This is a genomic window from Streptomyces sp. NPDC041940, from assembly GCF_055589465.1.
The window spans coordinates 1-14014 of record NZ_JBVJBP010000038.1 but is presented as its reverse complement, the minus strand read 5'-3'; the positions used below and the strand labels follow the sequence as shown (position 1 = coordinate 14014).

General features: G+C 71.5%; 11 protein-coding genes. 3 read left to right on the top strand and 8 right to left on the bottom strand.

The window, feature by feature from the left end; translation table 11 throughout:
• Complete coding sequence (locus tag ACZ6I3_RS38585) at nt 1-1029, bottom strand: LLM class flavin-dependent oxidoreductase (RefSeq protein WP_432966559.1); 1029 nt, start codon at nt 1027-1029, stop codon at nt 1-3.
• A 251-nt stretch (nt 1030-1280) separates the two neighbouring features.
• Here ACZ6I3_RS38585 and ACZ6I3_RS38580 point away from each other — a divergent pair, with 251 nt between their 5' ends.
• The gene (locus ACZ6I3_RS38580; protein WP_469421008.1) at nt 1281-1613 is read left to right on the top strand and encodes an ATP/GTP-binding protein; all 333 of its coding nucleotides are present in this window, start codon (nt 1281-1283) and stop codon (nt 1611-1613) included.
• 25 nt (nt 1614-1638) lie between these two features.
• Here ACZ6I3_RS38580 and ACZ6I3_RS38575 read toward each other — a convergent pair whose 3' ends face one another.
• From ACZ6I3_RS38575 to mce, 7 genes are all read right to left on the bottom strand, one after another.
• Nucleotides 1639-2517, bottom strand: a complete 879-nt coding sequence (locus ACZ6I3_RS38575; RefSeq protein ID WP_469421007.1) for an ABC transporter permease — start codon at nt 2515-2517, stop codon at nt 1639-1641.
• A complete protein-coding gene (locus ACZ6I3_RS38570; RefSeq protein ID WP_469421006.1) occupies nt 2514-3821 on the bottom strand; it encodes an ABC transporter ATP-binding protein in 1308 nt (435 codons plus the stop codon). Before ACZ6I3_RS38570 ends, ACZ6I3_RS38575 begins: the two co-directional genes overlap by 4 nt.
• Nucleotides 3822-3972: 151 nt before the next feature.
• Nucleotides 3973-4743: an ABC transporter permease gene (locus ACZ6I3_RS38565; protein WP_469421005.1), complete on the bottom strand. Its 771-nt coding sequence runs from the start codon at nt 4741-4743 to the stop codon at nt 3973-3975.
• A gap of 2 nt (nt 4744-4745) precedes the next feature.
• A complete protein-coding gene (locus ACZ6I3_RS38560; protein ID WP_469421004.1) occupies nt 4746-5708 on the bottom strand; it encodes an ABC transporter ATP-binding protein in 963 nt (320 codons plus the stop codon).
• 85 nt (nt 5709-5793) lie between these two features.
• On the bottom strand, nt 5794-6729 hold the full coding sequence (locus ACZ6I3_RS38555; RefSeq protein ID WP_382832848.1) for a coiled-coil domain-containing protein: 936 nt from the start codon (nt 6727-6729) through the stop codon (nt 5794-5796).
• A gap of 209 nt (nt 6730-6938) precedes the next feature.
• A complete protein-coding gene (scy, locus tag ACZ6I3_RS38550) occupies nt 6939-10853 on the bottom strand; it encodes a polarized growth protein Scy (RefSeq protein ID WP_469421003.1) in 3915 nt (1304 codons plus the stop codon).
• A gap of 210 nt (nt 10854-11063) precedes the next feature.
• Nucleotides 11064-11504 (bottom strand): methylmalonyl-CoA epimerase, encoded by a 441-nt coding sequence (gene mce / locus ACZ6I3_RS38545; RefSeq protein WP_469421002.1) that lies wholly within the window; start codon nt 11502-11504, stop codon nt 11064-11066.
• A gap of 148 nt (nt 11505-11652) precedes the next feature.
• Here mce and ACZ6I3_RS38540 point away from each other — a divergent pair, with 148 nt between their 5' ends.
• Both ACZ6I3_RS38540 and meaB read left to right on the top strand, forming a co-directional pair.
• Nucleotides 11653-12852: an acetyl-CoA C-acetyltransferase gene (locus tag ACZ6I3_RS38540; protein ID WP_469421001.1), complete on the top strand. Its 1200-nt coding sequence runs from the start codon at nt 11653-11655 to the stop codon at nt 12850-12852.
• Nucleotides 12853-12910: 58 nt separating this feature from the next.
• Nucleotides 12911-13867 (top strand): methylmalonyl Co-A mutase-associated GTPase MeaB, encoded by a 957-nt coding sequence (meaB, locus tag ACZ6I3_RS38535; RefSeq protein WP_382832841.1) that lies wholly within the window; start codon nt 12911-12913, stop codon nt 13865-13867.
• The last annotated feature ends 147 nt before the right edge of the window (nt 13868-14014 follow it).

The window sequence follows — 14014 nt, the reverse complement described above, 5'->3', positions numbered from 1 at the left end:
TCAGACGAGTTGGGGGAGCACCTCGGTCCCCAGCCGCCGTACGTTCTCCTCGGTCGCCGCCAGGTCCCCCGAGCCCTCGACGAGCAGGGCGAAGCGGGAGATGCCCGTCCGCTCGCTGGTCGCCGCCAGCCGGTCGGCGCACAGCCGCGGCGTCCCCACCGGGTGCAGCCCGCAGAGCAGTTCGGTGTACGCCAGCGGGTCGCGCATCCGGCGTGTGCGGCCGTCGACCGTGACATGCGCCTCCAGGCCCTGCTTCAGCCAGCCCGGCATCGCCTTCATCAGCGTCTCCGCCGCGTCGACGCGCCGGTCCGCGATCTGGCAGACGCCCGCCGACACATGGGACGCGCCGAGGATCTCCTCGGCGGGCCTGCCGCACGCCCGCGCGTGCTGCCGCCACAGGGCGACCATCTCGGCCTTCTCCTCGTCCCCCACATGCATCCCGAGCAGCATCGAAAGACCGCGCTCGGCGGCCAGCCGCACGCTCGCCGGGGAGGTGCAGGCGACGACCAGCTCGGGCCCCTGGACGTCGGTCAGGGCCTCCGACGGCCGGGGGACCACCGGGACTTCACGGAAGCGGAAGCGCTCCCCGTCGGCCGCCACGGACGGTTCGCGCAGCCAGCGCTCCAGGAGGTCCAGGGCCTCCGGGAACCCCTTCTCGTACGCCTCGAGGCCCGCGCCGAACACCTCCAGGTCGACCCACGGACCGCCGCGCCCGACACCCAGCGTGAAACGGCCGCCGCTCGTGTGGTGCAGCAGCGCGGCCTGTTCGCCGAGGGTCACGGGGTGGGCGGTGGGCAGGACGCTGACCGCCGTACCGACCCGGATGCGCCGGGTGCGGCCGAGCAGCAAGGCCGCCAGGGTGATCGCCGACGGGCAGGTGCCGTACGGCACGAAGTGGTGCTCGGCCAGCCAGACCGCGTCGAGCCCCGACTCCTCGGCCACCTCGGCCGAGCGGACCGCGCGGTGCAGCGCCTCGCCCTCGCCCTGGCCGGGGAACTGGGCCGCCAACACGAAACTTCCAACGTGCATTGCTTTCCTGCTTCCTTGGCTCCGACACGGAGCTCCCCCACAGGGCATAACCGTCTGACACGTGCCGAGGACACGGCCGGGCGGAGTATTTTGCGGATTGTCTGCAGAATGGGGCGTTCTGCTGAGAGCCGGGGAGCACTCGCCTCGCCCGGAGAGGGACTTGTGACGATTGGTGCCGTACGCGTACCCTCGTCCGCGCCGCGTAGGCTGGACACGGCTCGTGCTCCCTGTATATCCCCGAGAGGTGTCCCGTGTCCCCGCGTCGTAACCGACCCAAGGATGCCGGTTCGTCCGGCCGGAGCGCCGAGGACGACAGCCCTGGCCGCTACGGCGGCTGGCAGTCCTCGGAGAACTGGCAGGGTGAGAACTGGAGCGTGCGGCACGTGGCCGGCGCGAGCGCGCAGGGCAAGGCGTACCGCTGCCCCGGCTGCGACCAGCTGATCCCCGACGGTGTGCCGCACGTGGTGGCCTGGTCCGAGCACGCGGGCGTCGACGACCGCCGGCACTGGCACAAGGCCTGCTGGAACGCGCGGGACCGCCGCACCCCGGGGGTGCAGCGGTCCCGTAACTCGCCGAGATTCTGAGCGGACCCAGAGATTCTGGGGGGACTCAGACGTCCCGCTTCTCCAGCAGCGCGAAGGCGGCGGCGAACGCGACGGCCGTCACGGCGAGGATGATCCACAGCGGGTCCCAGCCGGAGGGGCCGGACTCGCTGAGGGAGTTGGCGTAGAAGATGCTCAGCTGGTTCGGGATGGAGAACTCGAACAGGGCGTCGCGCACGGCCCGCAGCGACTCCGAGAACATGAACAGCGCGATCACCAGAGGCGCGAGCACGGCGCCGATCATGATGGTGATGGCGCCCGCCGAGTGCCGGATGATCGAGCCGATGGCGAGCGAGAGCAGGCCCAGCAGCGCGACGTAGGCCGAGATGCCGACCGTGGCCTTCAGCCACTCCCCGGCGGTGGGGGACTTGGCGCCGTCGCCCTCCAGCATGGCGACGTGCACGAAGGCGACGAGGGACGCGGACACCAGCGTCACCACGAACGCGACCAGGAAGAACACGATGGCCTTCGCCGCCAGCACCCGGCTGCGGCTCGGGCACGCGACCATCGTGGTGCGGACCATGCCGGTGCCGTACTCCGAGGCCGTGGTCAGCACGCCCAGCGTGATGAGGCACATGCTGCCCAGCAGCAGCCCGAAGAAGCCCAGGCCGAGCGGGCTCTCGCCCTGCAGGGCCGGGTCGGAGTTCGCCACCACCACGCCGGTCAGCAGGCCGATGCCGACGACGAGCAGGACGAACACGCCGAGCGTCCACATCGTGGAGCGCACCGACCTGATCTTCGTCCACTCGGAGGCGATGGCGTGCCCGAGGTGCGTGCGCACGACCGGGATCGGCGATGTGTAGCCGGGGGCGGGGTAAGCAGAGCCGGGGGTCGCCGCCTGCCAGGCGGGCGCGGCCTGTGGCGTCTGGGACTGGGGGCTGCTCATCGGGCGTCCTCGGGCTTGGTCAGGTCGGAGGTCGGGGCGGGAGCCGGCGGGGCGGCGGGGGCTTGCGGGGGAGCCTGAGGCGCATGGGGCGCGGGCTGCGTCGGGGCCTGCGGCGCCTGGGGCGCGGGCTGGGCGTACGGGTTGGGTGCTCCCGCGCCGGAGGCGCCGGAGGCGCCCGGAGCCGACCCGGGCGCGCCGGGAGTGCCGGGAACCCCGTACGGACCCGCCGGAGCCTGGCCCGGCGCGCCCTGCGGCGGCATCGGGAGCGGCTGCCCGCCCTGCTGGGGCGGCGGCGGGGCGTACCAGCCCGGCTGGCCCTGCCCCGGCACCGGCATCGGCGGCTGCGCGCCGGGCGGCAGCGGCTGCTGGAGCCCTTCCTTCTGGTCGATGGTCGAGCGGTAGTCGACGGCGCCCTGCGTCATCCGCATGTACGCCTCCTCCAGGGAGGCCTGGTGCGGCGACAGCTCCCACAGCCGTACGTCGGCGTCGTGCGCGATGTCGCTGATCCGGGGGAGCGGCAGCCCGGTCACCCGCAGCGCGCCGTCCTGCTCCGGCAGCACGTGCCCGCCCGACTCGGTGAGCGCGGCCGACAGCTTCTCGCGCTGCTGCGGCTCGGTGTCGGGCGTGCGGACCCGCGCGAAGTCCGCGGAGTTCGCCGAGATGAAGTCCGTGACGCTCATGTCGGCGAGCAGCTGCCCGCGCCCGATGACGATGAGGTGGTCGGCGGTCAGCGCCATCTCGCTCATCAGATGGGAGGAGACGAAGACCGTACGGCCCTCCGCCGCCAGCGCCTTCATCAGGTTGCGCACCCAGAGGATGCCCTCGGGGTCGAGGCCGTTGACCGGCTCGTCGAACAGCAGCACCTGCGGGTCGCCGAGCAGCGCGGCGGCGATGCCGAGCCGCTGCCCCATACCGAGGGAGAAGCCCTTGGAGCGCTTCTTGGCCACCTCCTGCAGACCGACGACCCCGAGCACCTCGTCCACGCGCCGGGCCGGGATGCCGGACAGCTGGGCCAGGCACAGCAGGTGGTTGCGGGCGGCCCGGCCGCCGTGCACCGCCTTGGCGTCCAGCAGGGCGCCGACCTGGCGGGCGGCGTTGGGCAGCTTGCGATACGGATAGCCCCCGATCGTCACCTGCCCGGCCGTCGGGTTGTCCAGGCCGAGGATCATCCGCATCGTCGTCGACTTGCCCGAGCCGTTCGGCCCGAGGAAGCCGGTGACGGCTCCGGGCCGCACCTGGAAGGAAAGGTTGTACACAGCGGTCTTGTCGCCGTAGCGCTTCGTCAGGCCGACTGCTTCGATCATGCTCCGCACCCATCGCAAGGTTCAGGACAGCAGGGCACACGCCCCCCGTAAGGGTTAGGAGGATATCGAGGCGCTGACGGTTCCGCCCAAATGAAAGTAAAGGCTGGGGCCCCGAAGGGCCCCGACAGCCCCGTTCCCGACTCTGCCCAGCCTAGGCGTCGCGCTTCTTCAGCAGCACGTACCCGCCGATCAGGGCCGCGAGCACCCACAGCCCCATGATCCCGAGGCCGCCCCAGGGACCGTACGGGGTGTCGTCGTCGATCGGCGTGACCACCTGCATGATCTTGCTGCCGGCCTGGTCGGGCAGGAACCGGCCGACCTTCTTCGTCGCGTCGACATTGCCGAGGATGCTGGAGATCAGGAAGAAGAACGGCATCAGGATGCCCAGCGACAGCATCGGCGAGCGCAGCATCGCGGCGACGCCCATGGAGAACATCGCGATCAGGGCCATGTAGAGGCCGCCGCCGAAGACGGCCCGCAGCACACCCTGGTCACCGATCTCCGACCCGTGCTCGCCGAGCATCGCCTGCCCCAGGAAGAACGCGGCGAAGCTGGTGACGAGCCCGACCAGCAGGGCGAGACCACTGGCCACCGCGATCTTGCTGAACAGGAAGGAGCCACGCTGCGGCACGGCGGCCAGCGAGCTACGGATCATCCCGGTGCTGTACTCGTTCGACACCACCAGCACGCCGAACACGATCATCGCCAGCTGGCCGAGGCTCATCCCCGCGAAACTGATGAACGTCGGATCGAACTCCGCCCGGTCCTGCGCGTTCATGCTGTCGAACTCGTTCTTCGACAGCGCCGAGATCAGCATGCCGAGGGCGACCGTCACGACCACCACCAGCGAGAGCGTCCACACCGTGGACGCCACTGACCGGATCTTGGTCCACTCCGACCGTACGACCTGGGTCGTCGCCATGCTCAGCCCCTCTTCCAGCCGTCGCCCCACTGCTGCTGCTGTGGCGGCTGCGGACTCGTCTCGCTGTGTGCGTGGTACTCCACCGACTCCGCGGTCAGCCGCATGAACGCCTCTTCCAGCGAGGCCTGTTGCGGGCTCAGCTCGTGCAGGGTGAGCCCGTGCTGCGCCGCCAGCTCGCCGACGTGCTCGGCCTTGCCGCCGTCCACCTCCAGCACCCCCTCGCCGCTCTCCACGGCCACGATCCCGGCCTGGTGCAGCACATCGAGCAGCCGCTCCCGCTGCGGGCTGCGGACCCGGACGTACGACCGTGAGTTGCGCGCGATGAAGTCGGCCATGGACGTGTCCGCGAGCAGCCGCCCCTGCCCGATGACGACGAGGTGCTCGGCCGTCAGAGCCATCTCGCTCATCAGATGGGAGGAGACGAACACGGTCCGGCCCTGCGCGGCCAGCGACTTCATCAGGGTGCGGATCCAGTGGATGCCCTCGGGGTCGAGGCCGTTGACCGGCTCGTCGAACATCAGGATCCGCGGATCGCCGAGCAGCGCGGCCGCGATGCCGAGCCGCTGCCCCATGCCCATCGAGAAGCCCTTGGTCTTCTTCTTGGCCACGGCCGTCAGCCCGACCGTCTCCAGCACATCCCGCACCCGGCCGCGCGGAATGCCGTTGCTCTGCGCGAGGCACAGCAGGTGGTTGTAGGCGGTGCGCCCGCCGTGCCAGGCCTTGGCCTCCAGCAGGGCGCCGATGTACGTCAGCGGATCCTTGAGCTGCTGGTAGTGCTTGCCGTCGATACGGACGTCGCCGGCGGTGGGACGGTCAAGACCCAGGATCATCCGCATGGTCGTCGACTTCCCCGCGCCGTTGGGCCCGAGGAAGCCGGTGACGATGCCTGGTCTGACAGTGAAGGACAGGTTGTTGACCGCCACCTTCTCGCCGTAACGCTTGGTCAGCCCCTCGAGCTCAATCATGCCGCCACGCTAGAACGGGACAAAGCCCTCTGCCACCCGAGCGGCAGAGGGCTTTGCGGAGATTCAGACTCCGTATGCCCCGGTGTTACCGGGACTGCTGGGCCGGGACCCCACGGGAGATCGGCTCGTCCTCGGCCGGCGAACCGGCCGCGGCCACCGCGGCGCCCGTGAGCGTCGCGAGCATCTCGCGGACGTTCGTCAGCTGGGCGTTGATGCTGTCGCGGCGGTTGGTGAGGGCGGCCAGCTCGCGCTCGGATTCCGAACGGATGCGGTCGGCCTTGGCGTTGGCGTCGGCCACGATGTCCTCGGCCTGGCGCTGGGCCGTCTCCACCGTCTGACGGGCGCGGCGCTCCGCGTCCGTGCGCAGCTTCTCCGCCTCCAGCCGCAGCTGCTCGGCGCGGTGCTCGATCTCGGCGAGGCGCTTCTCGGCCTTGGCCTGACGCGACGCCAGATCGCGCTCCGACTGCTCGCGGCGCTTGGCGAGGTTCGTCTCGAAGTCCGCGGCGGCCTGTGCGGCCTTGGCGCGGGTCTCCTCGAAGAGGGCGTCCGCCTCCTCACGCTTGGACTGCGCGTCCTTCTGCGCCTCGGAACGCAGCTGGGAGGCGTCGCTCTTGGCCTTCTCGACGATCCGCAGGCCCTCGTCCTCGGCCTTGGCCTTGCGCTCCGACGAGTACGCCTCGGCGTCGTTGCGCACCTGCTGGGCCGCCGACTCGGCGAGCTCGCGGTGCTGCTCGGCCGCGCGCCGGGCCTCCTCGCGCAGGTCCTTCGCCTCTTCCTCGGCGAGGCGGAGGATCTTCTCCACGCGCGCACCGAGACCCGCGTACGACGGCTCGGCGTCGGTGACCTGGGCCTGGGCGTTCTGCGTCTCGAGGTGGAGCTCTTCGATGCGCTTTTCCAGAGCGGTGATGCGGGCGAGAGCGCTGTCACGGTCGGAGACGAGCTTGGAGATACGTTCGTCCACCTGAGCGCGGTCGTATCCACGCCGCACAAGCTCGAAGCCGTAGGGGGAAGTGTCGCTCATGGGGTTCCTGTCGAATGAGACCGGTGAGGTGATAGGTGGAATCCTAGGGGCCGAAACGGTGTGTCATCGAGCGGATGCGCGTTTGATCTGGAAAATGAGACCCCTTTTGGGTGGCTGAGCGGCAGAGGGCTTGCCAAAACTTGGTCAAAGCCCCCGGATGGCCCCGGAATCGGCCTCCCGCCCAGGGTGTCACGGGCCGCCCGAAGGCCCTAGCTCTCCGAGGACTTGCCACCCGAACGAGGTGCGCCGACCGTCGCACCGGCCTTGACCCCGTTGTCCTTGCCCCCGGCCGGGGCCTCGAAGGACTCCAGCGCCTCCAGGACGTCCTGGACGCGGGAGATCTCGGCGTTGATGTCCTCGCGGCGGCGGACCAGGACCTCCAGCTCGCGCTTGCCCTCCTCGACCGTGCGCTTGGCCTCGCGGATCGCCTCGGCCTTGAGCTCCTCGGCCTCCCGGACCAGCGTGGACTTCTTCTGCTCGGCCTCCTTGAGCAGCCCCTCGGCCTTCTTCACCGCGGCGATACGGACCTTGCCCGCCTCGGAGTTGGCCTCCGAGACGATCTCCTTCGACTTCGCCTGCGCCTTCGCGAGCTGCTCCTCGGCGGCCTTGACGAGCGCGTCGCAGCGGTCGCCCGCCGACTTCATCGTCTCGGCCGACTCCCGGCGGGCCCGCTCGTGCAACTCCTCGATCTCACCCGTGACGCGGTCGCGCAGCTCCTCGGCGCGCTCCCTGATCTGCGTGGCGTCCCGACGCGCGCCGACCAGCAGCTCGTCCGCGTCCGTACGGGCCTTCTCCACCAGCGAGTTGCCCTCGACCGTCGACTCGGACACCAGCCGGTCGGCCTCCGTGCGGGCCGCGCCCACCATCGTGTCGGCCTGCGTCTCGGCCTCCGCCGTGGTCTTGTGCGCCTGCTGCTGCGCCTCGCTCAGCAGCTTGTCGGCCTCGGCCGTGGTCTCCGTGATGAGCTTGTCGACCTGCTCGGCCGCCTCGGAGCGCCGCTTGTTGGCGTCCTTGCGGGCCTCGTCCAGGGTGCGGTCGGCCTCCTCGCGCGCGGTGGCGACGAGCCGCTCGGCCTCCGCCTCCGCGTCGGCCTTGACGCGCCCGGCCTCGCCGCGGACCCGCTCGGCGTGCTGCTGCGCCGAGCCGACCGTCTCGGCGGCCTCGGCCCGCAGCCGCTCCGCCTCGCCGGTGGCCTCCCCGACCAGCTGGTCGGCCTTGGCGACCGAATCGGCCCGGACCCGCTCGGCCTCGTTCAGGGATTCCGTGCGGACCCGCTCGGCCTCGGTGACCGTCTCCATCCGCAGCCGGTCCGTCTCCGTGACCGTCTCGGTGGTGAGCCGCTCCGCCTCGTTGCGGGCCTCGGTGATGAGGGTGTCCGCCTGCGTCGCCGCGTCCGACCGGATGCGGTTGGCGTCCTCACGGGCGTCCGCCCGGGTGCGCGAGGCGTTCTGCTCGGCCTCGGCGATGGCGTCCGACGCCTCCGTGCGCGCCCGCTGGGCATGCTCGGAGACCTCCGTACGGATGCGGTCCGCCTCCGCGATCGCCTCGGACATCGTGCGCTCGGCGAGCGCCTTGGCGGCCTCGGTCTCCTCGTGCGCCTCGCGCCGCAGCCGGCCGGCGTCCTCGCTCGCCCGCTCCCGCTCCGCGTAGGCGTCGGTGCGGACCCGGTCCGCCTCCTCCTGGGCCTCGCGCCGCGTCCGGTCCGCGACGTGCTCGGCGGCGCTGCGCAGCCCGGCGATCTCGTCCTGGGCCTGCTCGTGCAGCCCCGCGACGGAGTCCCGCACCTGCTGGGCGTGCTGCTCGGCGGCCGACACCATCTCCGTGGCCCGCCGGTCGGCTTCCTCGACCAGCCGTACGGCCTCGGCCTGCGCCTCCTCCACGCGCTTGCGCGCCGAGGCCAGCAGCTCCTCGCTCTGCTCGCGGGCCCGCTCGCGCTCCTGGTCGGCCTCCTGCCGGGCGCTGCCGAGGAGCTCCTCGGCCTCGCGGCGCCGGCGGTTGGCCTCCTCCTGGGCGGCGGCCAGCGTCTCGGACGCCTCCGTGCCGATGCGCTCGGCGGCGGCCTGCGCCTCCGCGCGCATCCGGTCGGCGCTCTCCTGCGCCTCCGACTTCAGCCGCTCGGCCTCGTTCGAAGCCTCCGAGCGCAGGCGCACGGCGACGGCCTCGCCCTCGGCACGCGAGGCGGACGCGTCGGAAGCGGCCTCGTCGCGCAGCCGCTCGGCCTCCGTCTCGGCCTGCTGGCGGAGCGTACGGATCCGCTCGGCTGCCTCGTCGCGCAGCCGCTCGTTCTCCTCGGTGGCCTCGCGGCGGATCCGCGCGGCCTCCTCACGGGCGTCCGACAGCGCCTGCTCGGCGGCCGTCAGCCGCTCCTCGGCCTCCGTCTGGAGCCGCGTCAGCTCCTCGGCGGCCTCCGTGCGGCGGGCCTCTATGGCGCGCTCGGTCTCCTCGTGCAGCTCGACCGCCGCGCGCTCGGCGTCCGCCTTGAGGCCCTCGGCCTGCTCGACGACCTCCTCGCGGTGCCGCTCGGCCTCCTGCCGGGTGCGCTGAAGGGTCTCCTCGGCCTGCCGGCGCAGGGTCGTCGCCCGCTCGATGGCCTCGGTGCGGACCTTCTCGCTGTCCCCCTGGGCGTTCGTGCGCAGCTCGTCCGCGTCCGCCTTGGCCTTGGCGAGCAGCTCCTCGGCGGACCTCGCCGCCTCCTCGATCTGCGCCACGGCCTCCTTGCGGGCCTCGGCGCGGATCTTCTCGCCCTCGTCGACGGCGTCCGCCCGCAGCTGCTCGGCGTCGCCCCGCAGCCTGCGGGCCTCCTCCTGCAGCTCGACCGTCTTGGCGCGGTACTCCTTGGTGTCGTCCTTCGCCGTGCCCTTGAGCTGCTCGGCGATGTCGTGCGCCTCGGCGCGCAGCCGGTCCGCCTCGGCCTCGGCCTCCGAGCGGATCCGCTCGGCCTCCTCGGCCGCGGCCTTGGTGGTCTTCTTGGCGTCCTCGGACGCCTTGTTGAGGACCTCCTCGGCGGTCCTGGCCGCCTTGGACAGCTGGGTCGCGGTCTCCTCGGCGGTGGACGTACGAGCGTTCTCGGAAGCCTCCGCGACGATCTTCTCGGCCTCGGCGCGGGCGTCGGCGACGAGCTGCTCGGCCTCGGACTTGGCGTTCTCGGCCTCCTTCGTGGCCTCCTCGACCAGCCGGGCGACCTGCTCCCTGGCGGTGCGCGTACGCGTCTCGTTCGCGGACTCGGCACTCGACAGGGCCTTGGCGGCGGCCTCCTTGGCCTCCGTGACCAGCTTCTCCGACTCGGTCTGCGCCTTGTGCAGCGCCTCCTCGGCCTCGGCCATCCGCTGCTCGGCGGCCTTGCTCAGCTCCGTGGCCTCGCGGCGCGCGGACTCCGACTCGGTGGCGGTGGACGTCCGCAGCTGCTCGGCGTGGTCCGTGGCCTCCTGGGCCTGCGAGGAGGCCGCGTTGAGGAGCCGCTCGGCGTCCGTGCGGGCCCGGCGCAGGATCTGCTCGGCCTCGGCCCGGGCCTCCTCGGCCGAGTTCGTCAGCCGCTGGCGGGCCTCGTCGGCCAGCCGCTCGGCCTCCGCGCGGGCCGTGGCCATGGCCTGCTCGGCCTCGGCCCGGGACTCCTCCATGAGGCGCCGGGCCTGCTGCTCGGTGCGGGCCCGCAGCTGCTCGGCCCAGGCCACGTTCTCGTTGACGTGCGACTCGACCGTCTGGCGGCGCTCGGCCAGCTCCTGGTCGAGCTGCTGGCGGCGGGTCACCGCCTCCTGGTGCAGCTCCGACTGGAGCCGGGCCGCCTGCTCGGCGTGCTCCTGGAGGATCCGCTGGGTCTGCGCCCGGGCCTCGCTCAGCTCGCGGTCGGCGTCCGTCCGGATCTGGTCGGCCTGCACCTGAGCGTTGCGCAGCAACTGCTCGGCCTGCCAGCCGATGTCGCCCCCCTCGAAGGAGGGCCTGGACATGATGGTGCGCCGCGCTTCGTGCAGCTTCGCACGCAGCACCTCGACCTGGTAGCCGAGGTCCTCGGCGTGCTGGATCGCCTTTTCCCGCTCGGTCTTCAGCCGCTTCATCTCGGCTTCGAACCGAGAGAGGTGGTCGACGTCAGCCGCCGGCTCTCGCTCCTGGCTCTCGTAGCCCCGCACTGCGCGGTCCCATCCGTCCCCTGGTCGCAACTCTCTCCAAACGAGCTCCGTCCATCCGCCGAACGGGGCCCCCGGGGAATGGTGTCAGATCATCGGCGGAGCAGAGGCTGCTGCCCCGACGCTCGTCCCCCGAAACCCGGACCCCGGAATGCGGTCGCCGCAGATTGAGCGGTGACCGCACCCAACCCTACCGGCCCTTATGTACGAGGGTCAGTGCTCAGGTGACTCAACAGGCGCCGAAGTGACCAGTTCTGTCAGTACGCCATGACAGTCCTTGGGGTGCAGGAAGGTGATCCGTGACCCCATGGAACCGCGTCGCGGCTCTTCGTACAGCACGCGTACGCCCTTCTCCTTGATCTCCGCGGCGTCCCCGTCTACATCTGCCGTACCGAAAGCGATGTGGTGAACACCCTCGCCGTTCTTGTCGAGCCACTTCGCGACGGTGGAGTCCGGGCGGGTGGGTTCGAGAAGCTGCAGGTACGAGGCACCGCCGTCGGACGTATCGTTGATCTTGAGCATGGCCTCGCGCACGCCCTGCTCCTCGTTGACCTCGGAGTGGAACACCTCGAAGCCGTAGGTGGCACGGTAGAACTCGACGGTCTTGTCGAGGTCGAAACAGGCGATTCCGATGTGGTCGATTCGCGTCAGCATGGATTCAGTGCAGCGCTCCGGAGGTGGTTACGCAACGTGCGCGCGATCACACCGACAGCCCGATGACGGGGTGGAGTACCGGTCAGTACATTCGAAGTAAACCCTCGTTCACTCCTCGGCTGTGCAGCCGGTAAGGGGATCGCAGCTCATGTCTTCTGCAACGACCAGCTCGGTGATCGTCGCGGGCGCTCGTACGCCCATGGGGCGGTTGCTCGGATCGCTCAAGTCCTTCTCCGGAGCCGACCTCGGCGGCTTCGCGATCAAGGCCGCCCTCGACCGTGCGGGGATCGGCGGCGACCAGGTGCAGTACGTGATCATGGGGCAGGTGCTCCAGGCCGGGGCGGGGCAGATCCCGGCCCGCCAGGCCGCGGTCAAGGCCGGCATCCCGATGAACGTGCCCGCGCTGACGATCAACAAGGTGTGTCTGTCGGGCCTGGACGCGATCGCGCTCGCCGACCAGCTCATCCGTGCGGGTGAGTTCGACGTGGTCGTCGCGGGCGGTCAGGAGTCCATGACCAACGCCCCGCATCTGCTGCCCAAGTCCCGTGAGGGCTTCAAGTACGGCGCCGTCGAGATGATCGACGCCATGGCGTACGACGGGCTGACCGACTCCTTCGAGAACGTCGCCATGGGCGAGTCGACGGAGAAGCACAACACCCGGCTGGGCATCGGCCGGGCCGAGCAGGACGAGATCGCCGCGCTGTCGCACCAGCGGGCCGCCGCCGCGCAGAAGAACGGCCTGTTCGACGCCGAGATCACGCCCGTCGAGATCCCGCAGCGCAAGGGCGACCCAGTGCTGTTCAGCAAGGACGAGGGGATCCGCGGTGACACGACTGCGGAGTCGCTCGGGAAGCTGCGTCCGGCGTTCGCCAAGGACGGCACCATCACGGCGGGTTCCGCCTCGCAGATCTCCGACGGTGCCGCGGCCGTCGTGGTGATGAGCAAGGCCAAGGCCCAGGAGCTCGGCCTGGAGTGGATCGCCGAGATCGGGGCGCACGGGAACGTGGCCGGGCCGGACAACTCGCTGCAGTCCCAGCCGTCCAACGCGATCGCGCACGCGCTGAAGAAGGAGGGCCTGGAGGTCGCGGACCTCGATCTCGTCGAGATCAACGAGGCGTTCGCGGCGGTGGCCGTGCAGTCAATGAAGGATCTTGGGGTGTCCACCGAAAAGGTGAATGTCAATGGCGGTGCCATCGCCCTGGGTCACCCGATCGGGATGTCCGGGGCCCGTCTCGTGCTGCACCTCGCGCTGGAGCTGAAGCGGCGCGGTGGTGGCGTGGGCGCGGCGGCGCTGTGCGGTGGTGGTGGTCAGGGTGACGCGCTGATCGTGCGGGTGCCGAAGGGCTGAGCGGCGGGTTTCGGCACGTCGCCTTCGCCCTCGCCTTCAGGACATGAACGGAGCTGTGATGCAGGACGTCTCCACGCTGGTCGCCCAGGCCAGGGAGGGCCGGCCGCGGGCCGTGGCCCGGTTGATCTCCCTGGTGGAGGGGGCGTCCCCGCAGTTGCGGGAGGTCATGGCGGCGCTGGCGCCGCTGACAGGCGGGGCGTACGTCGTGGGGCTGACCGGGTCGCCCGGGGTCGGCAAGTCCACGTCCACGTCGGCGCTGGTGACGGCGTATCGCAAGCAGGGGAAGCGGGTCGGCGTGCTCGCCGTCGACCCGTCGTCCCCGTTCTCGGGCGGGGCGCTGCTCGGTGACCGGGTGCGGATGTCGGACCACGCGTCGGATCCCGGGGTGTACATCCGTTCGATGGCGACCCGGGGGCATCTGGGCGGGCTCGCGTGGGCCGCGCCCCAGGCGATCCGGGTGCTGGACGCGGCGGGCTGTGACGTGATCCTCGTCGAGACGGTGGGGGTCGGGCAGTCCGAGGTGGAGATCGCCTCGCAGGCGGACACGTCCGTGGTGCTGCTGGCCCCCGGGATGGGGGACGGGATCCAGGCGGCCAAGGCCGGGATCCTGGAGATCGGTGACGTGTACGTCGTGAACAAGGCCGACCGGGACGGGGCCGACGCGACGGCCCGGGAGCTGAACCACATGCTGGGGCTCGGGGAGTCCCGGGGGCCGGGGGACTGGCGGCCGCCGATCGTGAAGACGGTCGCCGCGCGGGGTGAGGGCATGGACGAGGTCGTCGAGGCGCTGGAGAAGCACCGGGCCTGGATGGAGGAGCGGGGGGTGCTGGCGGAGCGGCGGGCCGCGCGGGCTGCCCGTGAGGTCGAGACGATCGCGGTGACGGCGCTGCGGGAGCGGATCGGGGATCTGCACGGCGATCGGCGGCTGGGGGCGTTGGCCGAGCGGATCGTGGCGGGTGAGCTGGATCCTTATCGGGCGGCTGATGAGCTGGTGGCGGGGTTGACGGAGGGCTGAGCGGCGGGTGCCGGTGGCGGCTGTGCGTCGCGCCTGCGGGGTGGTGGTGGGTCGGGGGGGGGGGGGGGGGGGGGGGGGGGGGGGGGGGGGGGGGGGGGGGGGGGGGGGGGGGGGGGGGGGGGGGGGGGGGGGGGGGGGGGGGGGGGG